The following is a 25468-nucleotide window of genomic DNA, read 5'->3' as shown; positions in this document are numbered from 1 at the left end:
TGTGTTATTTTTTTATAATTCTTACAGACTGTGAAAAGTTTTTGCCCTCATATTTTATCACATAATTCCCAGACATCAACCCGGAAAGATCAATGGAAACCTTATCATGATTAGCATCTAAATTTTCTTTTTTCACCAATTTACCAGACATATCATATACTGAGACCTGAATAGTGCCCGTAAGATTCTTATTGTCAGCAAATAAAACATCTTTAACAGGGTTGGGATATACGTTGAGAATATTATTTTTAACAGCTTTTGAGTCATTAACATCTAAAGTGAGAGACTTTAAAATCTTAAAAACCAGAAAATCATTATTCAATTTTCCACCACCATAAAGGCTACCGTCTGGAGCTAACTGTATACTCTCCAAATTCACAACACTGTCTGAAGGAGAATCGGGATTTCCTGTATAAATAAAATAATTGAAATTCCCCTGATTAGCGAACGTTGTATCTATTATACCGTCAACACTATAACGAGTTACCCATATCGAATTCTCTGAGTCTACTTTTCTTGTTCCGGCAATGTAGATTTTATTACCTTCAAGAATAATATCATTAATAACATATTTAACAGCTGAATTACTACACAACCAGAGACCTCCGCCAGTATTTATAAAAACATTGGAAGCCACTAATGTTTGTAAATTGACTTTTATCACTCTATAATCACACCCACTTACCTTATTGATAATGTAAGCATAAGTATTAGAATCATCTACAAGCATCTTTTTGAAATATCCAGGGTTGAGAATAGGTGGAATATCATCATAATTGAAAGTAGGATCTATTGTTCCGTCCTGATTTATTTTTCTAATAAAATTATACCTGCTTGTTCCCGAAGGATTAATCTGCTTTTGACTATACCCTGTAATAAGGATTTTGCCATCATTCAACAGTTTAGCATCGTTAATAATATCAAGCGAACCGATATCAATGGTAAGTGTCCCTTGGTTCCCAAACGAGAAATCAAAAAAACCATCCGGGTTATACCTTTCAATATACAGATCATCTCCCTTTTGTCCAAAAACATAAATTTTATTGTTAGGCAGCACTAGCAGCCGAGTATATGTTTTTTGTCCATATTCAAAATGCTGTTTCCCATGAAAAGCAAAATTTGGATCTAAAACTCCGTTCTGATCTATTTTAGTTAATCCTAAATCAGAAAGAATCAAAAATGATCCGTCTGTATATGCATATACATCCCTCGTTGAAACCGCATAGTGATAAGAATCAAAGTAGTAATTTGCTTTTCCCTGGTTTCCAAATGCAGGACTCAGTCCAGAAGTAAGATTATGTTTCAAAACTCCAAAACCACTTTCATAAGACTTATAATCTTGTATACCCACTCTCCCGAACGCATACAATGCATTATTGGAAAGCTTAATATTGGATAGTTCATCGTAGCTTGTAGATTTGTAATCGGTTTGTAAAAAACCTGTTCCGTTAAAGTTTGAGTCTAGATACTGACTCTGCCCATGCGCTTCTGATAGGAATAGCGACATCAGCACAATAAATAATTGTACTCTCATATGTGTTTTTAATTTGTGTTACAATAGGTTATATAAAAATAGGGAAAATTTCTTTTCCCTATTTTATTTTTTTATCTTCTTCTGCCTCCAAGCCCAAACATTCCAAGAATGGCTTTTGCTCCTTCCCGCATGAGTGTATTGGTAAAGGTTCTGCCTGCCTGGCTCTGCAATACTTGTTCAAACATTCCCGGTTCTTCTTTTACCGGTCTTGCTTTTTGGTTAGGCATTGGATTCTGAGCGGCCTGTTCCATTCGGCTGGTTAACATTTCGTAAGCTGATTCTCTATCTATTGCCTGTTCATATTTGGCGACCATAGCTGAACTGGAAGTGAGTTCTGTAATTTCAGCTTCACTTAAAACATCCATTCTAGATTCTGGAGAAATAAGGTAAGTATGAACTAATGGCGTTGGAATTCCTTTTTCATCCAAAGCAGTTACAAATGCTTCTCCAATTCCTAAATTTTGAATCAGATTGGAAGCGTTATAATATTCTGTTGTAGGATAATTTTCTACTGCTTTAGAAATTTCCTTTTTATCTTTTGCGGTAAAACCTCTCAGCGCATGTTGTATTTTTAATCCTAATTGGGATAAAACACTTTCAGGAACATCACCCGGAATCTGGGTAATAAAGTAAATCCCTACTCCTTTTGAACGAATAAGTTTTACCATCGTTTCAATCTGTGAAAGAAGTGTTTTTGAAGCTTCATCAAAAAGCAAGTGTGCTTCATCTATAAACAATACCAATTTCGGCTTTCCGCTATCTCCTTCTTCCGGAAAAGTCATATAGATTTCTGCAAAAAGAGAAAGCATGAAGGTAGAAAACAACTGGGGTTTATTTTGAATATCAGCTACTCTTAAAATATTAACGACTCCTTTTCCATCTCTGGTTTCCAATAAATCCTGAACATCAAAACTTAGCTCTCCAAAGAAATCACCTGCTCCTTGTTGCTCCAAAGCTACAATAGATCTTAGAATCGCTCCCAAAGAAGCTGGTGCTATTGATCCGTAATTAGCAGAAAGTTCCGCCTTTCCTTGTGCATTATCTGTTACATACTGAAGAACTTTCTTTAAATCTTTAAGGTCGATCAAAGGAAGACCTTTATCATCACAATATTTAAAGACAATAGACATGATACTTTGCTGAGTATCATTAAGCTGTAGAATTTTGCTTAGTAAAACCGGACCGAATTCTGTTACGGTAGCTCTCAATTTTATTCCTTTTCCTCCTGAGATACTCATCAATTCCACTGGAAAACCCTGTGGAGTATAAGGAAGTTGTGTTTTTGCATATCTTTCTTCAATGATGGCATTCATCTGGCCTGCCTCTGCAATTCCCGAGAAATCACCTTTGATATCCAAAACAAGAGAGGGAATTCCCTGATGGGAAAGCTGCTCTGCAAATACCTGTAATGTTTTAGTCTTTCCTGTTCCGGTTGCTCCGGCAATAAGACCGTGTCGGTTGATCGTTTTTAAAGGAATCGTTACATTTACTTCCTGAACGACTTCTCCGTCCAGCATTCCTTTTCCTAATATAATATGTTCTCCCTTAGGAGTGTATCTAGCATTTAATTCTTCAATAAATTGTGCTTTGTTTGCCATTTGATCGCTTTTTTAACTTATAAATATAAAAGTTTTTGTAAAATATTTAATCATCAAAGCAATATTAAACCGTTAAGTTTTATTTTAGCTTTCATAAATTAATCCTTACTTTGCCATTAAAAACAATGCCACATCTACCTATTTATGACACTATTTGAAAAAAAAATATTTTTAGCACTTTCATTGTTATTTATAACTGTTTTTTCTCAACAGCGAAAAAAACCATTAGATTTAGCAATAAAAGGAGACTTTACTCATTCCACTACTTCAGTGATTTCCCACCATTATGGTCTGGATTTCAAAGAGAAGCAATATTCTCCTATGACCTGCAGAATCAACATGTTGCTGTAAGCTATGTACAACAGAAAGAAAAAAAGAAAAAAACTACAGTTACACTTTATCTCTATCCATTAAAATCAATTGATAATCAATATTTGAGAGATACTTTTTCATCCTATGAGTATGCCCTTAATCAAAACTCCAATAAAGGTACAGAGTTACATCCTTCTTTTGGAAGTATGGCTAATGATCAGGTAAAAGTGAATTACATATATTCAATATTTGACCATTCTATGGGTGAAATGAGTTTTTTCAATGGACTAAAATACACCGATAAAAAATCTCTTCTTTCCATTTATGAATGCGGAGGATGGATTTTTAAAATTAGAGTATCAAGTGATGATATGACTAAAGATCAGCTAGCCGAATTAAAAAGCAAGGTAGAAAGTTATTTTGATGTATTAAATATTGCCTCTAAAAAGCCTCTTCCTATCAATAAGACTCCTGACATCATCCTTTCTCCTACTATTAAAAGAGACTCTATGATGATTCGGTCAACTATTGCTGCCGCTGATGCTAAAATAGAATGGCTAGGAGAAAATCTGGATAAGAAAGAATTAATAACAGGTTTCAATGATATGAACATAAATTCTGAAGTATTTGCTATAGAAAAGATGCTGGATTTCTATAAAGCGCATGAAAAAGACTGGCCGATGCACGATGATACTAAAAAATATTTTAGCGAAATGCTAAGAATAGCAGATAACAAAAGAATTAAAGATTATATTTATTACAAGTACAATGGCCTAATCAATTATGATGAGGGTGCTGCTAAAAAGGATGACTATATTCAATTCAGAATAGATAAGAATATTTCAGAGGATACAAGTGAAGTTTTTTATAAGATATATTACAGATTGCAGTAAGTGAGAATTTAAATGGCAGGCTATTACATGATAAAAAACAGCAATTAGCACTTCATCTTATGTAAGGCATTCTTTTTGCTGAAAACAGAGGACATTAAACATTCGTTTAACATAAGTATTGAAAGAAACTATCAATTGAATTTAACATTTGATTTAGAATTTATCTAATACTTTGTATCTTTAACTATTAAAAAAATACCCAATGAAAGTTGAACAAATATATACGGGCTGTCTGGCTCAGGGTGCCTATTATATTGTATCAGAAAACGAAGCTGTCATTATTGATCCTTTAAGAGAGGTAAAACCATATCTTGATCGACTGGAAAAAGACAATGTCACTTTAAAATATATCTTTGAAACTCATTTCCATGCTGATTTTGTTTCAGGACACTTAGATTTAAGTAAAAAAACCGGAGCTCCAATTATATATGGACCTACGGCAGCTCCTGAATTTGAAGCGATTATTGCAGAAGACGATCAGATTTTCGAGGTGGGAAAAATAAAAATAAAGGTACTTCACACTCCCGGACATACTATGGAAAGTACCACTTATCTTTTAATTGATGAAAACGGTAAAGAAACAGCTATCTTCACAGGAGATACTCTATTTTTAGGAGATGTAGGAAGACCGGATCTTGCACAAAAAGCCACCAACCTTACTCAGGAAGATCTTGCAGGTATTCTGTATGACAGCCTTCAAAGTAAAATTATGCCTTTGGATGATGACATTACTGTTTATCCGGCTCACGGAGCAGGTTCTGCATGTGGAAAAAATATGCAAAAGGAGACCGTAGACATTTTAGGAAACCAAAAAAGAACAAACTACGCATTAAATCAACCCGATAAGGCTTCTTTTATCAGAGAAGTTCTTGATGGGCTCACTGCCCCTCCAAAATATTTCGGAATGAATGTAGCCATGAACAAAAGTGGTTATGAAAGTCTGGATGTAGTAATGAATAAAGGACTACAGCCTGTTTCTCCAGAAGATTTCGAAGCATTGGCCGAAGAAACCGGAGCGTTAATTCTTGATACGAGAGGAGCGGCAGACTTCCATAAAGGTTTTGTCCCTAATGCCATTAATATTGGATTAAAAGGTGATTTTGCTCCTTGGGTAGGAACTTTGATCGTAGATGTTAAGCATCCTTTACTGTTAATAACAGATGACGGAACTGAAGAGGAAGTTATTATCAGATTAAGTCGTGTAGGTTTTGATAATGTAGTAGGATATCTGGAAGGAGGTTTTGATGCCTGGAAAAATGCAGGTAAAGAGATTGATGAAGTTAAAAGAATCACACCATCTGAATTTGCAGAACAGTTTACAGCAGATGCAACCGTTATTGACGTAAGGAAGCTTACTGAATATTCTGCTGAACACATTGATAATGCTTACAACAAACCTTTAGATTCTATCAGTGACTGGGCTCGTAATCTTGACAGCTCTGAACATTTCTTCCTTCATTGTGCAGGAGGATACAGAAGTATGATTGCAGCCAGCATCCTTAATTCTCACGGAATCAGAAACTTTACTGAAATAGAAGGAGGTTTTAACGGGATTAAAAAAACAGAAAAACTTCCTACAACGGACTTTGTATGTCAATCCAAAACATCATAAGAACATGAAAGGTAATCTTTTGGGAATTGCTTTATTTTCTATTTTAGCATTGAGTAGCTGCAAACAACTCAATCTGTAGAAGTTCCTAAGACCAACATTAAAGAGGTAGTAACCAGTTCAGATGTAACACTCGTAGACGTAAGAATTCCAGAGCAATATGCTGCCGGAACAGCTAAGAATGCTATTAATATTCCACTGGCAGAGATTCAAAACAACATTGAAACTCTCAAAGGTAAAAAAGTAGTTGTTTTCTGTAACAAAGGTGTACAGGCAGACCAAGCTATGGAAATTTTAAAGAAAAACGGAGTGGAAGCCTACGATGGTACAAGTTGGAAAAATGTGAAAGGCATCCAGAACGAAGCTGATAAAAAATAAATTAAAAACTAAAAAACGATGTCACAAAAATTTCAGGAAATCATAGATTCCGAAAGACCGGTACTTATAGACTTTTTTGCCACATGGTGCCAACCTTGTAAGGTTCAGTCTTCGGTTTTAAACTCTGTAAAAGAAAATATAGGGGAAGGAGCAAGAATCATTAAGGTAGATGTAGACCAATATCCAGCCTTAGCAGCGCAATATGGAGTAAGAGGAGTTCCTACTCTGGCTGTTTTCAAAAATGGAGAGCTTCTATGGAAGGAAAGCGGAGTGCATGATGTGAATACATTAACCCATCTTCTGCAACAATATATTTAAGATAAAAATAAGGCTGAGTTTAAATCTACTCAGCCTTATTTTATAAATCTATTGAAAAGTGATCGCGATCATTTAAAAACTGAAAGTGGGTTCTGAAATTTTTCAGTTCATCCATATCTAATTCTGCCGATACAATATTTCTATTTTTATTTGAAATTTCTGTTCCATCTGCAAAGAAGCAATGTGTACTTTCCTGATAGAAGAGATTATTTCCATCCGTTCCAATTCTGTTTAAACCAAACACAAAAGAAAGATTTTCAATAGCTCTTGCTTTTAAAAGATGTTCCCAGGCTCCTACTCTTTTTTCCGGCCAATTCGCTACATATAAAACAGCATCATAATCATCATTATTCCTTGCAAATACAGGAAAACGAAGATCATAGCAGACCTGAAGCAAAAACCGTATTCCTTTATATTCTACAATAACCCTGTCCTTTCCTGGAGTATATACCTTATCCTCTCCTGAAAAAGAGAACAAATGTCTTTTATCATAGAAAGCAACTTCATCATTAGGTTGTACAAAATACATCCTGTTATAAAAATGACCCTTTTCTTCTACCGGAGCACTACCACAAAATGCTGCATTTTTCTCTTTTGAAATCTTCTTTAAAAATTCCAGAGATTCTCCACTTCTGTCAGCAACTTCAGAGGCATCCATGCAAAAACCCGTTGAAAACATTTCAGGTAAAAGAAACAGATCTGCCTCAATATTTTCGAGCTCTCTTTCTATTATTCTAAAATTCTCTGCTTTATTTTTCCAGATAATATCCAAATTGAGCCCTACAATCTTCATCTTTTATATTTTTTTAAGTTATTTCAATAATCTGAAGTATAAAAATACGCCTTTTATATTGAATAAAGAAAAGAGACTTATAATTCTTAATATTTATTAAAGTCTGCCGTTTTTATAATATTCAATGCCTTTCGGTTTCATTTTTGATACAGGTAATTTTTATTAATATCATTAAAAATTATAAAATTTATGAAGAAATTGGTTTTTATGGTGATGATATTCTTTTTTGGAGCGATGGCCAATGCTCAGGCTTATAACGGAAAAGGAGATCAAAAAATTCAACTGGGTCTGAGTGCCTGGGGATATGGAACCGGGATCACGGGAACTTACGACTATGGGCTAAATAAGCTCATATCCGTCGGAGCGGGGCTTAACGGTTACTTTAGTAATTATAAGAACAACGATAAGGATAATCGAGTGTTTGTTTTTGGAAGACTGAATTTTCATCTTCAAGACGCATTAAACCTTCCGCCAAAGTTGGATATTTATCCGGGAGTTGACGTAGGAGTGGTTGGAAAAGACTTTGGAATAGGAGCACACATTGGTGCGCGTTACTTCTTTACAGAAAGAATTGGTGTATTTGCAGAGGTAGGTAATAACGGAAGTCTTGGAGTTTCGTTCAATTTATAATCAAATAGTCCTGAAATATGACAAAGCTTCTCGTTTCGAGAGGCTTTTTTATTTGGCATAGTTTTGATAATTGTTACCTTTGCAAATTAAAATCTAAAATTTATTAATGGAAATAGCAATCAAACTCTTCCAGTTCATTCTGAGTATCTCTATACTTGTAGTTCTTCATGAGCTTGGGCACTTCTTACCGGCAATATGGTTTAAGACCAGAGCAGAGAAATTCTTTCTGTTTTTTGATCCTTACTTCTCCATATTCTCGATGAAGAAAATCAAAGGAAAATGGAAATACAAATTCTTATCTCCTAACCAACCGGACACTGAAGTAATAGAGGTAAATGGAAAAAAGGAAGAAGTTCCTATCGATATATCAAAACTTTCTGATGACGATTGGAGAAAATATCCGGAACAAACAAAATATGGAATCGGGTGGCTTCCTTTCGGCGGGTATGTAAAAATTGCCGGAATGGTAGATGAAAGCATGGATACTGCTCAGATGAAAAAACCGGCTGAATCATGGGAATTTAGGTCTAAACCAGCTTGGCAAAGACTGATCATCATGTTAGGAGGTGTTACCGTAAACTTTTTCCTTGCCTGGATCATATTCTCTGCACTAGTAGGCAAAAATGGAGAAAATATCTTTGAAGCTGATAAGATCACAACTCCACTTCATTATACTGCTGCAGCTAAAAAAATGGGCTTCCAGGATGGAGATAAAATATTAAAAGTGGATGGAAAAGTTCAAAAGGATTTTAAAAAATTAGCTTTAGATGTATTATTAAGTGATGAAATTACCGTTTCCAGAAATGGAAAAGAGGTTACTTTCCCTACTAATGATGACGGAAAAGTAATGGCATTCCACGATCCTGAGCCAAGAGCTTTTCTTACTCCAAGGATGTCTCCAATCATTGATACTATCGTTACAAAATCAACGATGGATGCAGGGTTAAAACTTGGGGATAAAATTCTTGCGATCAACGGAACTCCTATCAGCTATTATGATGAACTTAAACCTTTGGTAGTTCCTAATGCAGGAAAAGTAGTAGATTTTAAAGTAGCAAGAAATAACGAAACGATTGATTTACACATTCCGGTATCTAAAGAAGGAACCATTGGAGTATTGTCTTTCAAAGAAATTGAAAAATACAATGTTCACAATGATTATACTTTCTTTGGATCTATCAAAAGAGGATTTACTCTTACTATTGAAAGTTTAACTTATCAGATTAAACAGTTTAAATTAATCTTCAATAAGAAAGTTCAAGGTTACAAAAAAGTAGGTGGCCCTATCGCTATTGTAAAAAATATGCCGGTAGATAGGGATGCTACAGGTAATGTTTCTATTAATTGGTCAGCATTCTGGGGCTTCACCGCTATGTTCTCTGTATGGTTAGCATTCCTTAACCTTATTCCTATTCCTGGACTTGACGGTGGACATGTTTTATTCACGTTGTATGAAATTGTTGTAGGAAAACCTGTCCCTCAGAAAGTATTGGAAAATGCTCAAATGGTAGGGGTTATCTTTCTGTTAGGCTTAATGTTACTAATATTCGGGAGCGATATTTTTAAAATGATTACCGGAGGTTTGTAATTATTTTGAAAATTTTTCTTAAAAATATTTGCAGGGTATAAATATTCGTCCTATATTTGCACCACTTAAAACAAAGGACATTCCTCCTTAGCTCAGTTGGTTAGAGCATCTGACTGTTAATCAGAGGGTCGCTGGTTCGAGCCCAGCAGGAGGAGCAAAAAAGACTTACATTTCTGTAAGTCTTTTTTCATTTCTACAATTCTTCTCTTTCCAAAAAAGTAATAAAGTGTCAGAAAATCTGAGGTCACACACCATTTAATGGATAAATTTACCGTCTGATCTGTAGAAATTATAATTATTATATGATGATTTTAAGAAAATACATCCTTATTATCATCTTATTCTTTTTCATACAATATCAATACAACGTCTTCTTAATTTAGACTTTGAAGAAACAAGTTCAAATAACCTTCCTTTAAGATTTAAGATAGGATTTAAAAGAAGGAGGCTATTCCTATCAAATCGAAGCAACAGCTAAATCAGGATGAACTTGCCTTGTCGAAGAAACACATTTAAAAATATAAGATCCGGAATATAATAGCAAACAGGATCTGGAAATATTGGAAAAGCTTATTGGAGATTCAATCGTTCTAGTTTTAAGACATTCCCAGCCATGGATATTCAGCAATTTTCAAAATGAAAGATCACATCATTCTATATATGGTATAAAATAACAAATTCAACATCTTTTCCCTTGAAATAAGGATGTCGGAATCCTATCAGGTTAGTCATTATACCAGAAAAAAAAGGATCACCAGAAAATTACTTTATAGAATAATGGACTTCTAAAATGGATGAAAAATACAATGAGCCATCCAAAAGAAAAAGTTCTTTTTACAGGATTTGGTATGTCAGCCTTTTATACACCCATTATTGGGCTTAAAAAAAAAATTAAAGGCAATCCCTCGATTATAGGAAAATTTGACAAATTGAGCGCGTTATTGGCCAAATTCAAAAATAAAAGAACAGTATGGCAGTAATGGATAAAGAGGTTAAAGTTGCAGATTCAATTGTTTCAACCTTTAAAAATGATTTTAACACAGCAAAATCCAATAAAAACCGAACTCAAGTGGTACATGACCTCTTAGAACAAAATATTGATAATCAAAAGCTGAAATGGATAATTAGTTATACTAAATAAAACCCGATAAGCTCAGACCTAAAAATATATCAGAAGATTTTCAATACCCGATATGCATTAACGAATATACAGCCTCAGTTTTATTGAAATAAAAGATATTTTTTCAAAGAAATAACACCCTTGAAAGCAACTTTTATGGCTTGCATTTCAAATTTTATTTATTTTATGAAATTTTAATTTATTGAAAAATAAAACAATAGCAATTTTTGTTAAATATTAAGGGATAAAAACTTGCTTGGTACGGATATTCATATTATATTTGCACCACTTAAAACAAAGGACATTCCTCCTTAGCTCAGTTGGTTAGAGCATCTGACTGTTAATCAGAGGGTCGCTGGTTCGAGCCCAGCAGGAGGAGCAAAAAAGACTTACAGAAATGTAGGTCTTTTTTATTTCTACTCATTTTCTGTGAGTTACCCTTATATTTAGGGGATTTCACAGTACATCTATGTTCTTAAATTTATACCATTTATTTTACAAACCAGGCTTACTATTAGGTTACCTAATATTTTTTAAAAGTTACCCATTAATTAACCCTTAGGTTACCCAAAAATAAATTCAGGTTACCCATTCAATCCCCCATTAATACTATGAAGTTATCAATATTATTCTTACTTAGAAAGAACAAGATTAATGCAAAAGGTTCATGCCCTATTGAGTGTAGAATAACATTAGATAAGGAAAGAAAGCCATTTGCTACAGGATTATTCATTAACCCTAAACATTGGGATAGTAAACAGCAGAAAATTAAACCACCCAATGAAGAACACAATTATATCAACAACCAATTAAGCCTGATTAAGAATAAGATTAATCAGGCTTTTTTATTACTCCAACTTCAAGATGAAAACTTTAATGTAGATGATATTTACAGACAATACAGGGGAGAGACTCTAGTGAAAGATTATTCTTTACTAGAGTACTACAAACTCTACCTTGAAAGACTTAAAAAGCTAATAGGAATTGATATTAAACAACCTACCTATGATAAGTTTGAATATATCAAAGATGATCTGGAAGAGTTTATAAGATTCAAATTCAAGAAATCAGATATAAAGCTAAAGGATTTAGATTTTGACTTCATTTCAGAGTTTGAATATTATTCTAAAACAGAATTAAACACAGCCAGATTACCATTAATAAAGCTATTCAGAGAATCAAGAAAGTAGTTAAGAAAGCTGTATCACAGAAGCATATAGAGTCTAATCCTTTTGAGGAACATACACCTAAGAAAGTTCACCCTAAGATTATATTCTTGACACAAGAGGAATTAGATAAACTTGAAAGTCATATATTTCAGTCTGAAACATTGAATAGGGTTAAGGACTGTTATTTATTTTGTTGTTATACAGGACTTGCTTATAAGGAGATGTTTGAACTCAAAAGGGAAGATTTGATTACTAAGCCTGATGGAATCAGTTGGATTTACAAGGAAAGAGAAAAGACAGACAGATCCTTCTCTGTTCCTCTAATACTACCAAGAGCCCTTGAAGTAATGGAGAAATATTCTTCAGAAAGTGAGTATCTCTTACCCAGAATAAGCAATCAATATTTTAATAGACTACTTAAGGAAATAGCTTCTATACTAGAAATCTCTAAAAATCTAACTCATCACACAGCAAGAAAAACATTTGCCTCTACAGTCTTATTGAGTAATGATATTCCTATGGAGGTTATATCTAAACTTTTAGGTCATTCCAAGATTACCACTACACAGGAATATTATGCTGATGTAATGCCTGAGAAACTGAGTGAGCAACTTAAGAAGCTGAAAAGTAAAATAATGTGACCTGATATTAACTGCTTTGTGGTATTTTTACAAGGCAGTTAATTATTTTATGGAGTTACCTAATAAGTATTTTGAAGACTTTCCCATAGAGTTTAAGAAAGTCAATAGAACAAGTGTAAGCAGAGTTAATGAAGGAATATCTAATCCTAATGGTTTTACAGTAACAAAACAAATTGATAAAGAACCTAAAAACAAATACTTAAATGAGGATTTGCAATCTATTATTAAGCTAGAGGAAAAGAATACTACTGTAATAAATGCTTCTGTAGGCAATGGAAAATCTTATGCTATTATTCAGACTATAAAAAGATTCTATGACTCTAAAGAACAGGATTATCTTATTATTGTTGCTACCCCATTTGTAAGTTTAGTTGAACAATATGTAAATGAAATTCATACTAAAGGAGGAATTCCTGTAGAGCAAATCTACAATTATAACAATATTGGCAGAACTGATAAGCCATATATTGAGAAGAAAGTTCAGGTTGTTACAGCAAATACTCTTTTAGGAAACCCTGGTGAGGATAGTTATAAAAACTCTGATAAAAAAAGGAAATACCTAAATGAGCTCATTCAAGATTGTGAAAAGAACAACAAAAAAGTAATCTTTATATATGATGAAGTACATGACACTATCCCTAACTTTAAGGAAGAATTTTTGTTTAATCTATGGAAGTGGAAAAATGTAATTCATAAGAACTTTATAATTAGTGCTACTTTTACCGAGGCTTCATTTGTAGTTATTGAATATCTAGCTGAACTTACAGATAAGAAGATTGATATTATTGAGTTTCCCAGAATCAGAAATAGAGAAAACCAGAGTGATCTATTCCTTTACTACAGCTCCTCATATAAGTTCAAAGCACAACACCTGAGATTGTTAATGTAGTTGAAGACCTGTTAAAGAGAAATAAAAGCATAGATATCCTTTGTTACTCCAGATCTCTAGCTAAATCTATAATATCAGATAAAAACATTGGAAAAAAGCTTAAAACAAAGTTTAGAAAGATTAATGATTGTACCTCTGAGAACATAGATAATCAAAGACCTGAAAATGAAACTCCACAAAACAGATTTGATAATGTCTTATGCAATGTAGGAACCAATTTTAAGTCAGGAGTAAGTATAGAAAAAGAGAATCATGCATTTGTAATCATCCTTCCCCCTTTAGGCTCTCAAAGCAAGTTTAAAAACTATTATGGCATATTCTCAGGTGGTATTACTTCAGTTATTCAGTCTCTAGCAAGACAGAGAACTAAAGGAGAAATCCACATTATCCTAGCTAGACCAAATGAGTTTGAATATGATTCTCTAAAACCATTTATGACAAAAGAGCAAATAGATGTTTTTTCTAGAAACTATGATCTAGTAAAGCATTACAAGTCCCTAGATCAAAAGGAGAAGATCAACTATATTCCTTTAGCTTTACAGGATAAACTAATCTACAGTTTTTATAAAAATGATTTAAAAGCCAATGTTCAATCAGGAATAGATACAGTATCAGAAATAGATAGGAAACAATTAGCCAGATTAGACTTCCCTTCCTACAAGAATTTCAAACTCAATGAAAGTGAGGATTATCTAGCTTCAAGTTTTGGCTTCTTTGGAGGAGATTTGTCAGCATACATGACTTATTGTGCATTTACTAATCAATTTGTCAACTGCTATTTAAAGGGATTTGAATATAAGCAGGTTCTTTGGTTTACAGAAGAGAACATACAGAAACACCTTAATGAGTATTTTGATGAGTATTTTGGAGAAGCTTATATTGAAAGAGTCTTTGAACTTTCAAACTTTCGTAAGAGTTATGAAGAGTTCAGGAATAAGCTTTTTAATGAGTTTGATCTTAAATTCAAGAGAATTAAAACAGAAGATACTAAGAAAGAACCTACGTGGAGCAATATCCATGAATATAAAAACTCAATATTTGAACAGGAACTATTAAGATTTATAGCTTTTAAATATTATGGTAGATCATACTTCTATCATGCTGATTATGCACGTAAATCTAGAGATACTGGATACACTAGAAGCCAATATTTCATAGATGGGATTGCTTCTGCTCTTCATGTTAATCTAGAAGAAGGTAACTATTCTGATGAATATGTAAAAAGAGTACAGGCTTTTCTAAACCTTAATTATTTTAGAGAAAAGCTTACAAGAACTATAGCACATCATAGAAGAGGAAGTGTAAGGTATAATTATCTTCCTGTAAATCCTTTTCCTGAATTCATATTAACAGAAGATATTTCTAAGTTCCACGAAACTATTGAATACTTTAGCAACGTAGATAAATATATTTCTAATGAAGTATATAGTTTCAAAAGAAGAGTTAATGACACTTTTGAAAAAAATAAAACCTCATTTTATAAGATTCTTATTGAAGACTTTTTTGAGTATGAGAAAAGAGAAAACTCTCCTCAACTGCTAATTTATAATAAGAAACAACCTGTGCTTCCTCATATAGTAACCAGAGCTTTACCTGATTCTAGTAGAGTTATTAATCTGATTCAAAATTCTGAGTCAGAACAACTCACTAATCCAGATGAATTTAAGGAATGGCTTATTAGAAAATATGGTAGTGTAGAAGCTTACACAGAAATGCTAATTGCATTGGTAAATGAAAGTGAGTAAAAAGTATGACTTTCTGCTAGCTTATATATATAAAAAACAAAAACTCGTACTTTTTCCAAAAGGATAATCCCTGTACTATAGAAGTACAGGGATTTATTATTTCTAGTTAAACATTGAAAATAATTATAGTCCATCTGCTCTAGCCTTAAAATGGTTAGTTTCAGCAAATGACATAAGGGGTTCTTTTTAAATCTCCCCAACCTTAAAAATCTATGATTTAACAACGCACGAATTCAGAGGAGGAATCACTTCAGGGATTAGCTCTGCGAGCTTAAGTGATGCACAAAGCTAATCATTTCCAGTCACATACACAACTTTTTAAGCAATTTGAAGCTAATAGCCAAATTGTAATTCATTCATAAAATAATTTCTTTTTTCAACCTTTTAAATTAATCATTATGCAATTAAAACAATCACAAAGACAACAAGTAAAGCTCAGATTAGGGCTTTCTGGTGCAAGTGGATTTGGAAAGACCAAATCAGCCTTATTATTAGCCTATGGAATGACTCAGGACTGGAGCAAAATAGCTGTAATAGATACCGAAAACTCTTCAGCTTCTCTTTATTCTGATTTAGGAAACTACAATGTTCTTGATTTACAAGCTCCCTATAGTCCTGAAAGGTATATTCAAGCAATTGAACTATGTGAGAAATCAGTAATTGAAGTAATCATTATAGATTCAGCTAGTCATGAATGGAATGGAACAGGAGGATGTTTAGAAATACATGAGAAACTAGGAGGTAGGTTTCAAGATTGGGCAAATGTTACTCCCAGACATCAAGCCTTTATCAATAAGATTTTACAATCTAGTTGTCACATCATAACTACTACAAGAAGAAAGATAGATTACTCTTTGGATGTTGGGAGCAATGGCAAAACTCAAGTAGTAAAGCATGGAACTAAGGAAATCACAAGAGATGGCTTTGAGTATGAGTTAACTATTAACTTCGAGCTTATCAATGAGAATCATCTTGCTAAGGCTTCAAAAGACAGAACAGGATTATTTATGAATAAACCTGAGTTTATTATTACATCTGACACAGGAAATATGATTTTAGAATGGTGTAATTCAGGCTCAAAAAACAATTCTTCTGAAAACTATACTCAAAGCTCAGGTGTAAGAAACAACATGCCTAAAATAGACCCTAAAGAAGCATTTGAGGGCATTTCTCCTTATGAGAGTAATCCAAGTTTAAATCTTTCCCATGTAACGGAAAAGGAAGTGTTTGAAGCTATCCAGAATTGTAAATCAGTCACAGAGCTTTTAGCTTTATACAGACAGTTTCCACAATATCAGGAAAGCTTAAAATTTGATTTTGAAGCCAAGAAATCTTTACTTATCAATTTAATCAACCCTAATAATTTCAGTAAAAATGGACACTCAAAGTTTCAGTAAAACTCCCAACATAATAGAAATAAATGTAAGACCACAGGAATCTCCTGTAAATCTACAACTAAGAAGTGTAAGCAATACTACTTCAATAGAAAAGAAATCAATTAGAGACCTTTTCCTAGATGATAATGAGAGCTTTGAAGATGCAGAAGTATTCTATCCAAGCAAGATGAATGATATTGAAAAGAAAATTGACACTCCTATACAAGCTGTAAGAGTTGATGTTACCAATAAAGAGCCTGAACATAAAGAAATGTTTCAGGCTTTTTTAATGCCTGATTCTAAAGTTCAGAATATATCTCATACTCCTGTTGTACTAACTGAAAAGGGAGATAATCAGCCTAGTCCTTTTATCATAGCCAATACATCAGAAGCTACATTACATCACCTACAGAATGATTGTATTATTCCTGTATTTAGTAAGGATAATGAGAAACTATTGCACATCAGGAGTTTATAGATGTAGTGCTTAATGCTATAGGTAAGGTATTTCCTCACCATAGCATCAGTAACCCTGAAATAAGAGTTTCTCATCAGATTAAAGGCAGAACACCCTCAGCAATCCATAAGCCTGTAAAAGAGCTATTAGAGCATGAGAAGACCATTTATTATGAAAGAATGGCATTCATTATTAATGTACTTAGTATAACAGATACTGTTAATGGTAATGAGCTTTCTCTCACAATTGGTGGAGTGCGCAGTTATAATTTGGAAAACCTTTACAATAAAAAATCTCTTGAAAAGTTCAAGTTCTTTATAGGTTTCCAAAATCAGGTTTGTATGAATCTTTGTGTGAGTAGTGATGGCTTTGTGGAAGATATGAGAGTTTCTAATGCTCATGAGTTATATTCTAAAGCTTTAGATACTATACAGAATTATAATGCAGAACTTCATCTTATGAAAATGAAAGAGCTTACACATGATTACCTTTCAGAGCATCAATTTGCTCAGCTTATAGGGAGAAGTAGATTATACCAGCATTTACCCAAGATAGAGAAACAGAATATTCCATTACTGAATTTTAATGACAGCCATATCAATACTATGGCTAAGGATTATTATGAGGACAATAATTTCTGTAGACAACAAGATGGTAGAATTAATCTTTGGGATGTATATAATCTCTTTACACAAGCTAATAAGAGTAGTTATATAGATACTTTTCTAGACAGGAATTTAAATGCTTTTGAGTTTTCAAAGGGCATTCAGAAAGCACTTAATGGTAATCCTGATTATCATTGGTTTTTGAGTTGAGTTTTCAGCCCTATTTTGCTTTTGGTAGATAGGGCTGTTTTATCAATAAAAGTATTTTTTTTAGAAAAACATTATTAAATCTAGCTGTCCCATCATAAGTACTCCATTGTAGGCTTTTATTACTTGCAAACTTCCATACAACTGGATTACAACAGAGCTGAGTTAGGTTAACCAAGTTATGATGAAAAGAATATAGTTTGTAGCTCCTTTCATTCATTATAAGAGAATTGGCATAAGCAGTAAGTACATGGGCTTTAATTTTTTTATTTTCTCTCTGTACTGCTGTATAAACTCTATGATTCCCATCAATTACAATTAATTCTCTTGTAGGAAGATAATATGAAACTATAATAGGTTCAAATGAATCAACTTCTTTATGTCCATAATGTTTGAGCTTTCCTTCTTCAAGGTTTGAGAAATCAGAATATAAATGGCTTATACTAACCTCTGTATAACTCATTTTTTTGTCTATGATAAGATCATTTGCTTTTGGAATTGACCAAGAAATATCATAGGACTCTCTATCTATTCCAGTCTCTATATTTAAAACAAACTCTTGTATAGTACTAAAATCTGTATTGAAAAGCTCTTTCTTTAGATCAGCATATTGATTAATTAAATCATCTTCTAGCCCTTTAAAGAGACTAAAAAGTTTTTTCTTTCTAAAAATTGAAAAATAAAAATCTACTGTATTATCAATATTTATGCTATTATCTATACTCTTACTAGGATCTATTAACATATTTTTCAAGTGGATTTGGTTCTTTTTTCAAAAATAAGTGATTTTTATGAATATAATGGTTACTTATTCTTTGTAAATTCTTATAAATCTCAGTTCTATTAACATTAAGAGTATCAGTAACAACTGTAGTTCTATTATAATTTCAAAGATTTATCAAAAAGTTTTTATTTGGCACAATATTTTATCTAACTTTGGTGATATAAAAACATAAAAACACAATATCTTATGAAAAAGAATACCTCCAATTCTGAAAAGATTGAAGAGAATCATATATCAGGTATTAATCGCATAGTAAAGCTTGACATAGTAATTGGTGGGAAGCTTATAAGTCATTTTAAACATTTCAGATTAAAACAAAGTGCAACTACACACCATACCTTTGAACTTACCTTAGCACATGATTCTCTTGATGAAATACAAAATCATAATCTTGAACAAGCACAACAGTTTTTGGGAAAACGTATTACTATTGTGTTTAAATATAAAGATCCTGAAAATGAAAGCCCAGAAAGAATATTTGTAGGAGTGGTTATGAAAGTAGCATTCAGCCAGGAGCAAATGAGCCTAGGTAACATTGTGCTTAAAGGACATAGTCCAACAATCCTTATGGATTCAGCCCCTCATACCCAGAGCTTTGGAGGAAATCAATCTGTAAATACATCCATTATTGCTGATAGAATCATTAAAGAATCATTGGGGTCTACTCAATTTGATTTTAGAATAGACACACAAAACAAAAGTTATATCAATTACAGTGCACAGTATTGTGAAACTCATTATAACTATCTAACAAGACTTGCAGAAGCTTATGGAGAACAGTTTTATTACGATGGATATATTCTACATTTTGGAAAACTTCCTCCCTCTGAAAAGCCTATCCAACTTGTTTATGGTAGTAATGTTACAGATGTGCAGGTAGAATTAAAAGCAGTTCATACAAAGCCTGAATACTTTGGCTATAATAGCAGTAGTAATGCTAAAATGTTAGGTTCGAATGATGGCATTAAGCACTTAGGGAGCTTATCAGCCAAAGCCTATGAATTGAATGATAGTATTTTCAAAACAAGGTCACTTACCCCCACTCCCATTAATGCTAATATGTTTCTGGATGTGGATGATTCCCAAAAGAGTGCAAGAGGAAGTAAAGCTGTAGAGGTTTTTACTGTGTCTGGAAATACAACTGTTCCTTTCCTGTTTATAGGCTGTGTAGCAGATATAGACATGAGAAATCAGGACAGTAATCAGACTTCCCACTTCACTACATTAATGATGATAGAGGTAAACCATGAAGTTGATGCCAGAGGTTATTATATAGGAAGTTTTGAGGCTATAGCTGAAGGAACAGGCTTTATGCCTAAACCAGCTTTTATAATGCCAAAAGCAGAGCCACAAGTAGCAACAGTCATTTCCAATATTGACCCTTTGAATCAAGGAAGAATACAAGTGCAGTTTGATTGGCAACTGAATGATACCACTCATTTTATCAGAATGATGAGTCCAGATGCTGGGGGAACAGATGCAGTAAGCCAAAACAGAGGTTTTGTGGCTGTTCCAGAAATTGGAGACCAAGTAATGGTTAACTTTGAATACCATAACCCAGATTTTCCTTTTGCAATGGGTGGAATGTTTCACGGTGGTATAGGCTTGGGAGGTGGTATGGACAACCGTGTAAAATCTTTACAGACCAGAAGTGGACATAGATTAGTATTTACAGAGGATGAAAGCATTCTACTGACTGATAAGAGTGGTAATGAGCTGAGATTTGATACAGAAGGAAGCAATATCAACATTACTGCTCCTGAAACTATTACTATAAAATCTAAGAACCTGAAATTTGATATTGAAGAGAATATAGAGACCAAGGCAGGAAAGAATATGGATACCAATGTTGGGCAGAATATCAAGATTATTGCCAAACAAGAGATTAGCCAAGACAGTGGTAAGAAAACTATTATCAATGCTGGAACTAATACTGAAATATCAGCAAAAGCTCACTTGGATCTTTATGGTAAAGAAAAATTCATAGGCTATACAGATGGACAGACAGAGTTCGGAGCAAAAGACAGAATGCATGTATATGGAGCAAACTCATTATTAACTGCTAAAGATAAGATTGAGTATAAAGCACCTCAAATGAATAAGCTTCCTCAAAATGGAGAGTTTGAGTATACAAGAGAAAAACAAATAGCATCAATGTACTGGGCTTATGAAGAGGAAAATACTTCTCTGATGGATGATTCCAAGTTTTTTGTAGATATGAATCTGATTGTCCAGACAAGAAACTATGAAGAGGGAGAAAGTATTGATGTTACTATAAAGTCTGATGATGGTGAACCACTAGCAGATGGGCTTAATGAATTAACTTTATCAGGAACTGTTGATAAAGATGGAATGGTAATTTTTAAAGAGCCATTAAAAGCTTACACTCTTGAGCTTATGACGGAAGAAACAGAAAATACATAGAAATATTATCATGAAAATTAATAATTTTATACCAACATTACTTGAACAACGGAGAGGTATCATTGCAACAAGTGGAAATCAACAAACAAGACCAGTTCAGGTTTTAAGACCAAGCTGGAGAGATATGATTAAAAACTATCCAGATACATCTATTGATGTTGTTACTTTATATAATGATATAGGAAATAAATTAATAAATCATTATAATGATCCTAAAACGAGAAGTAGCTGGGAAAATACTTGTGCATTTAGAATGAGTAAGGGATTGAACTATAGTGGATTTAAATTGCCATACAATAATTCAAAATATAGAGCGAAAGGAGGAGAAGGAGGAGTTCATATAGGAGATGATAAATTGAACTATTGGTATAGAGTACGGGAGTTAGCTCAATATCTAGCTGAACATCTAGGAACGCCAGAAATTGATATAAAATTAGATAAACTTGAAATGCCAGTTAATTTGAGAAAGAAAAATAATCTTACGCAATCAGAATGGACGCAATTATGGAATAGTAAAAAAAAGATTTCACAAGCTGAGTGGTCTAGTATTAATAATACTAAAGGAATAATAACTTTTGATGTATCTGGTTGGAACAATGCTTCAGGTCATTTACATTATGGGACAAGCAACATTTAATATACCCTGGTGGGGCAGAGCATGATGATCCTACAAGTTCAAAGTATTATTTTCACATGCTTTATCCAACAATAAATAGAAAGGGTGATTTAGATTTTGTACAAACAAATAGAATAAGATTATGGGAGCTAAAATAAAATTTCTATTATTAATACTTCCAATTGGAGTATTTAGCCAAAATAAAGTTGCTAGTTTGAAAAAATTAGCTTTCAATTACTGCTTAGTAGGTAATTATTCTGCTATTGATTCTACATTTTACGATAAATTCAAAGATGCTTCTGCAACTCAAATTTCAATAGATGGCAACTTTCTTGAAAATGAAGAACTAACTAATAAAATTAATAGTTTTACTACAACCCAAACATCGAAATACTATTCTCGAGGTAATAATCTACATTTTGAATCTGGTGATAAAAATATAATATTTTGTGATTGTTTTAGTTTCTATGAATCGAAAGAATTAGACAGTTACATAAGAAAGCTAATTGGAGTGACGCCAAAAAAGAAAACAAAAAAATGACAATATGCCCCAACACATCACAGATACCACCCAGCTAAAATGTGATAAAGGAGCTTCACCAGCTCCACTCACAGTAACAAGTCAGTCTTTTATGAAGATTGAAGGGAAGTTACAGGCTACAGAAGAGGACAAACAACCTAATATTAACATTAAGCCTTTTGGCGTATGTAGTGTTTTAAGGTCTTCCTGCTCACCATCACCTGTTAAATGGGACAATACCTCTGATTTTGAAATTGAGGGTAAAAAAGAGCTATTAGATAGCTCTACATGCCAGTGTTCTATTGGTGGTAAAATATCAGTTGTGAAATCAGCACAGAATTTTGTAAGAGAATGAAAAAACCACTTTCAAAAATCTTAACTATTATTACATAGTTAAGCTCAATATATATCCCCAACTTATTATCTGTTCTCTTTATTTCTCCCTAAAAAAATTATAAAAATAAAATTTTGGAGGATTTACTCTCACTCATCCCACCTTACAAACGCACCCCCCGTATCATTTCATTTCCCCAATCCCCACACCTCCAATTCTAAATCTTTTTTTTCTAGCAGGTAATTTATTTCTAAACCTTTTACAGCACCCCCACTCAACACCTTCACTTATCCTTGAAGTCTGAACAGACAGATTTTTAATTCAAACTTTAACTCAAAAATCAACAACAATGGTAAGAATTTTAGGCTACAAACAAAGACAGAAAGAAGATGGAACAAACTTTTATCTTTTAGAAGTACAGGGTGGTATTGAAATGGTATTAAGCAAGGTTACAGGTCAATACTATGCTACAGCCAAGAGAGCTACTGTTTCAACTACATTTGATGAACAGACTTGTATAGGTTTAATAGGCTCTGAAATGTCAGGAAAAATTTCAAAGATTACTACAGAACCTTATCAGTACACTATCAAAGAATCTGGGGAGGAAGTTACTCTAAACCACAAATACATCTATCTTCCTGAAGGTGTAGAAAGTTCTGAGGAGAAACTAGCAAAACAACTTGAAGAAGCCTTTGCCTAGTCATTCTAGAGCATGAAGACTTAATATGTCCATTTTTCCTAAAATCTATATATAGGCTTAGGGATTTTGGACGTATTTTTCTTTTCTATAATAAAAAGTCCATTTTGTGTGGTAATACTATATACTTATACACAGAATGGACATTTCAATTCTCATCTCATTTACTAACCAACAACCTTAACCCTTACATGAAAACAAATGCAAAAGTTGCAGAATTATTTGTTTCTTATTCTGCTAATATAATGTCTGAGCAAAAAATAAGTAATAGCAGAGAGAGTTATAGTCTTATTATCAATCACTGGAACCTAGATATAATAGAAATGTTAGAAGAAGTGAAGATATTGCTACTAAACAGATCTAATAAGGTTTTAGGTATTTATGACCTATCAAAAGGAGGAATTTCATCTAGCATCATAGATATTAAAATAATACTTTCCATAGCACTAAAGACCTTAACTAGTGGAATTATTATTGTTCACAATCATCCTAGTGGCAACCTCAGTCCTAGTAAAGCAGATATTGATATTACTGAGAAGTTAAAATCAGCCTGTAAAATAATGGATATTATGCTATTAGATCACTTAATCCTTTCAAAAGAAGATTATTTTAGTTTTGCTGACAAGGGGTTATTGTAGTTAATATGGATTCCTCTCTATATGTAATCTAGGACTATTAATTTATTTTTTAATATTATTCACATTCGCACATAGGAGCTGAATACTATCCTAAGCTACCTGAATTTAAAGCTAATAGCTAAATCCTATTATATATATAATATAGCCAAATTATAATATTCTAGTGTACACTGGATTAACAAAGAAAGCTCTTAAGTAATGAAATAGATACTCAGAGGTGCTAGATTAAAAGGGAGACAGATGGGGAAAAGAAAAGTTCTAAAAGCCCCGAAATCATAATAGCCAATCTTACCTTTCAGAAACTTCAATATTTAATATATCAATAAGCTTTATATCTAATGCCTCTGCAATCCTGTATAGGGTTATTACTGTAGGATTAGTTCTACCAGCTTCAATCCTTGATATATTAGTAGGATCAATATTGCCTTCCATTTTACCCACTAAATCAGCTTGGGAAATACCTTTTTGTATTCTCAATTCTTTAATTCTTTTACCTACTCTTTTAAGGATTTCTGATTTTTCCAACTTGTCATATTTGTCAATTCAAAGTTGTTGATTATATTTACAGCTTGTAATGCCATATATGACAATATTAATTTTATAATCTTATGGATTCCCGTAAGGTATAAAGCAGATTTACAAGTAATTTACTAATTAAAAATAAACTAAAAACAATGAAAAAGACTTTACTACTAATCATCTTGATATGTTCAACTTACTTATATTCTCAGACTTCTCAGTATGTAGAATTACCAGACATAAGCTCTGAGGTATCTCCTAATAAAGCCAGAATCTATGTTATAAGACCAACAGGAAAGTTAAGTCATTATTATATAACCTTATCATCTAATGGAGATATGATAGGGAGGCTTGATTATAAAAACTATCTATGTTGGGATGTAGATGCAGGTAAGTACAATTTAGAAGGAGCTTTTGAAGGTAATAAGATTAGAAAGGATCAGACAGAGAATAAAGATTTTTTCACTATAAACGCGAAAGAAGGAAAGACATATTATATAAGGCTTAGTCCAGCTTATGGTCTAACAACAGGAAAAGCTTCATTTGATATTATTGAGCCTGACAATGCAAAAGAGTACATTAAAAAGTTCCCACAACCTAAAGTGAAATATGCTGATTAATAAAATACCATGTAATGACAACTTCTTTTATTCTTCAAAACCATACATAATTTATTTTAAATGAAAAAAACATTATCAATCTTACTGGTAGCATGCTATACTTTATTTTATGCACAATCTGATTTAGCCACCTTAAAAAGTTTCTATAAAAAAAACTCTCCTGCAAAGCTGGGCAAAATAATCACTTATAACTCTAATAGTAATATCCTTAATATTGATGGTTTTAGGTTTCCTCTCAATAAAGTCAGCTATTACTATGAATATAATGACAAATATTATAGCTATGCAAGGCATTTTGTTACAGTAGAGTGTATTGATGGCTCAGAATGTGTCAAGTACAAAGGAGATGGTAAAAATTCAGTCTCAGTGCCAATGAATAGTAAGGCTAATGCCTTAAAACTAGTTCAGTTGCTTGAAAACCTTTAGAAAATTACTAATAGAAGTAAAACCACCT

General features: G+C 32.9%; 26 protein-coding genes, 2 tRNA genes and 1 pseudogene. 24 read left to right on the top strand and 5 right to left on the bottom strand.

Going from position 1 to position 25468, the window contains the following annotated elements:
* Positions 1-4: 4 nt before the first annotated feature.
* Both QWZ06_RS00215 and QWZ06_RS00210 read right to left on the bottom strand, forming a co-directional pair.
* Positions 5-1534, bottom strand: a complete 1530-nt coding sequence (locus QWZ06_RS00215; protein WP_290295154.1) for a T9SS type A sorting domain-containing protein — start codon at positions 1532-1534, stop codon at positions 5-7.
* Between the two features lie 71 nt (positions 1535-1605).
* Positions 1606-3132 (bottom strand): helicase HerA-like domain-containing protein, encoded by a 1527-nt coding sequence (locus tag QWZ06_RS00210; protein ID WP_290295153.1) that lies wholly within the window; start codon positions 3130-3132, stop codon positions 1606-1608.
* A 434-nt stretch (positions 3133-3566) separates the two neighbouring features.
* Between QWZ06_RS00210 and QWZ06_RS00205 the strand changes: the two genes are divergently transcribed.
* The 4 genes from QWZ06_RS00205 (at position 3567) to QWZ06_RS00190 (ending at position 6642) form a co-directional block, all read left to right on the top strand.
* Complete coding sequence (locus tag QWZ06_RS00205; RefSeq protein WP_290295152.1) at positions 3567-4337, top strand: hypothetical protein; 771 nt, start codon at positions 3567-3569, stop codon at positions 4335-4337.
* Positions 4338-4539: 202 nt separating this feature from the next.
* Entirely contained in the window at positions 4540-5949 is a 1410-nt protein-coding gene (locus QWZ06_RS00200; RefSeq protein WP_290295151.1) for an MBL fold metallo-hydrolase, read from the top strand.
* A 57-nt stretch (positions 5950-6006) separates the two neighbouring features.
* Positions 6007-6324: a rhodanese-like domain-containing protein gene (locus tag QWZ06_RS00195; protein WP_353959997.1), complete on the top strand. Its 318-nt coding sequence runs from the start codon at positions 6007-6009 to the stop codon at positions 6322-6324.
* Positions 6325-6342: 18 nt separating this feature from the next.
* Positions 6343-6642, top strand: a complete 300-nt coding sequence (locus tag QWZ06_RS00190) for a thioredoxin family protein (protein ID WP_290295150.1) — start codon at positions 6343-6345, stop codon at positions 6640-6642.
* 40 nt (positions 6643-6682) lie between these two features.
* On the opposite strand, the gene QWZ06_RS00185 is transcribed toward QWZ06_RS00190, so the two are convergent.
* Positions 6683-7435, bottom strand: a complete 753-nt coding sequence (locus QWZ06_RS00185; RefSeq protein ID WP_290295149.1) for a nitrilase-related carbon-nitrogen hydrolase — start codon at positions 7433-7435, stop codon at positions 6683-6685.
* 189 nt (positions 7436-7624) lie between these two features.
* On the opposite strand from QWZ06_RS00185, the gene QWZ06_RS00180 reads away from it, so the two are divergent.
* The 12 genes and pseudogenes from QWZ06_RS00180 to QWZ06_RS27660 all read left to right on the top strand — a co-directional run bounded on the left by QWZ06_RS00180 (position 7625) and on the right by QWZ06_RS27660 (position 17865).
* On the top strand, positions 7625-8065 hold the full coding sequence (locus QWZ06_RS00180; RefSeq protein WP_290295148.1) for a DUF6646 family protein: 441 nt from the start codon (positions 7625-7627) through the stop codon (positions 8063-8065).
* Positions 8066-8171: 106 nt separating this feature from the next.
* Entirely contained in the window at positions 8172-9653 is a 1482-nt protein-coding gene (gene rseP / locus QWZ06_RS00175; protein ID WP_290295147.1) for an RIP metalloprotease RseP, read from the top strand.
* Positions 9654-9734: 81 nt separating this feature from the next.
* Positions 9735-9808: transfer RNA gene (locus QWZ06_RS00170), tRNA-Asn, on the top strand.
* Positions 9809-10447: 639 nt separating this feature from the next.
* Positions 10448-10633, top strand: a complete 186-nt coding sequence (locus tag QWZ06_RS00165) for a hypothetical protein (protein ID WP_290295146.1) — start codon at positions 10448-10450, stop codon at positions 10631-10633.
* The gene (locus QWZ06_RS00160; protein WP_290295145.1) at positions 10624-10794 is read left to right on the top strand and encodes a hypothetical protein; all 171 of its coding nucleotides are present in this window, start codon (positions 10624-10626) and stop codon (positions 10792-10794) included. The genes QWZ06_RS00165 and QWZ06_RS00160 overlap by 10 nt, the downstream gene beginning before the upstream one ends.
* 284 nt (positions 10795-11078) lie before the next feature.
* Positions 11079-11152, top strand: a tRNA-Asn gene (locus tag QWZ06_RS00155).
* A 232-nt stretch (positions 11153-11384) separates the two neighbouring features.
* Complete coding sequence (locus QWZ06_RS00150) at positions 11385-11963, top strand: Arm DNA-binding domain-containing protein (protein ID WP_290295144.1); 579 nt, start codon at positions 11385-11387, stop codon at positions 11961-11963.
* Positions 11909-12583, top strand: a complete 675-nt coding sequence (locus QWZ06_RS00145; protein ID WP_494337512.1) for a site-specific integrase — start codon at positions 11909-11911, stop codon at positions 12581-12583. Before QWZ06_RS00150 ends, QWZ06_RS00145 begins: the two co-directional genes overlap by 55 nt.
* A gap of 49 nt (positions 12584-12632) precedes the next feature.
* The gene (locus QWZ06_RS00140; protein WP_290295143.1) at positions 12633-13472 is read left to right on the top strand and encodes a DEAD/DEAH box helicase family protein; all 840 of its coding nucleotides are present in this window, start codon (positions 12633-12635) and stop codon (positions 13470-13472) included.
* 434 nt (positions 13473-13906) lie between these two features.
* Entirely contained in the window at positions 13907-15217 is a 1311-nt protein-coding gene (locus QWZ06_RS00135) for a hypothetical protein (protein ID WP_290295142.1), read from the top strand.
* A 398-nt stretch (positions 15218-15615) separates the two neighbouring features.
* On the top strand, positions 15616-16614 hold the full coding sequence (locus tag QWZ06_RS00130; protein ID WP_290295141.1) for an AAA family ATPase: 999 nt from the start codon (positions 15616-15618) through the stop codon (positions 16612-16614).
* Positions 16592-17865, top strand: a pseudogene (locus tag QWZ06_RS27660) (DUF3871 family protein). The gene QWZ06_RS00130 and the pseudogene QWZ06_RS27660 overlap by 23 nt, the downstream one beginning before the upstream one ends.
* 10 nt (positions 17866-17875) lie before the next feature.
* Here QWZ06_RS27660 and QWZ06_RS00115 read toward each other — a convergent pair.
* Positions 17876-18607 carry a hypothetical protein gene (locus QWZ06_RS00115; RefSeq protein ID WP_290295137.1) on the bottom strand — a complete coding sequence of 244 codons (732 nt, stop codon included), beginning with the start codon at positions 18605-18607 and terminating at the stop codon, positions 17876-17878.
* Positions 18608-18832: 225 nt separating this feature from the next.
* On the opposite strand from QWZ06_RS00115, the gene QWZ06_RS00110 reads away from it, so the two are divergent.
* The 6 genes from QWZ06_RS00110 (at position 18833) to QWZ06_RS00085 (ending at position 23875) form a co-directional block, all read left to right on the top strand.
* Complete coding sequence (locus QWZ06_RS00110) at positions 18833-21070, top strand: type VI secretion system Vgr family protein (protein WP_290295136.1); 2238 nt, start codon at positions 18833-18835, stop codon at positions 21068-21070.
* 10 nt (positions 21071-21080) lie between these two features.
* Positions 21081-21707 (top strand): T6SS effector amidase Tae4 family protein, encoded by a 627-nt coding sequence (locus QWZ06_RS00105; RefSeq protein WP_290295135.1) that lies wholly within the window; start codon positions 21081-21083, stop codon positions 21705-21707.
* 121 nt (positions 21708-21828) lie between these two features.
* Positions 21829-22227 (top strand): hypothetical protein, encoded by a 399-nt coding sequence (locus QWZ06_RS00100; RefSeq protein ID WP_290295134.1) that lies wholly within the window; start codon positions 21829-21831, stop codon positions 22225-22227.
* Positions 22228-22231: 4 nt separating this feature from the next.
* A complete protein-coding gene (locus QWZ06_RS00095; RefSeq protein WP_290295133.1) occupies positions 22232-22561 on the top strand; it encodes a DUF4280 domain-containing protein in 330 nt (109 codons plus the stop codon).
* Positions 22562-22889: 328 nt separating this feature from the next.
* Positions 22890-23240, top strand: a complete 351-nt coding sequence (locus QWZ06_RS00090) for a hypothetical protein (RefSeq protein ID WP_290295132.1) — start codon at positions 22890-22892, stop codon at positions 23238-23240.
* A gap of 188 nt (positions 23241-23428) precedes the next feature.
* Positions 23429-23875 (top strand): JAB domain-containing protein, encoded by a 447-nt coding sequence (locus QWZ06_RS00085; protein ID WP_290295131.1) that lies wholly within the window; start codon positions 23429-23431, stop codon positions 23873-23875.
* 288 nt (positions 23876-24163) lie between these two features.
* Here the strand turns inward: QWZ06_RS00085 and QWZ06_RS00080 are convergent, their stop codons facing one another.
* The gene (locus QWZ06_RS00080; protein WP_290295130.1) at positions 24164-24400 is read right to left on the bottom strand and encodes a helix-turn-helix domain-containing protein; all 237 of its coding nucleotides are present in this window, start codon (positions 24398-24400) and stop codon (positions 24164-24166) included.
* Between the two features lie 149 nt (positions 24401-24549).
* Here QWZ06_RS00080 and QWZ06_RS00075 point away from each other — a divergent pair, with 149 nt between their 5' ends.
* Entirely contained in the window at positions 24550-25014 is a 465-nt protein-coding gene (locus QWZ06_RS00075) for a hypothetical protein (protein WP_290295129.1), read from the top strand.
* A gap of 60 nt (positions 25015-25074) precedes the next feature.
* The gene (locus QWZ06_RS00070; RefSeq protein WP_290295127.1) at positions 25075-25440 is read left to right on the top strand and encodes a hypothetical protein; all 366 of its coding nucleotides are present in this window, start codon (positions 25075-25077) and stop codon (positions 25438-25440) included.
* Positions 25441-25468: the final 28 nt, after the last annotated feature.

The sequence above is a fragment of the Chryseobacterium tructae genome, from assembly GCF_030409875.1.
Lineage (GTDB): Bacteria > Bacteroidota > Bacteroidia > Flavobacteriales > Weeksellaceae > Chryseobacterium > Chryseobacterium tructae.
This window is presented reverse-complemented; position numbering and strand designations above follow the sequence as displayed.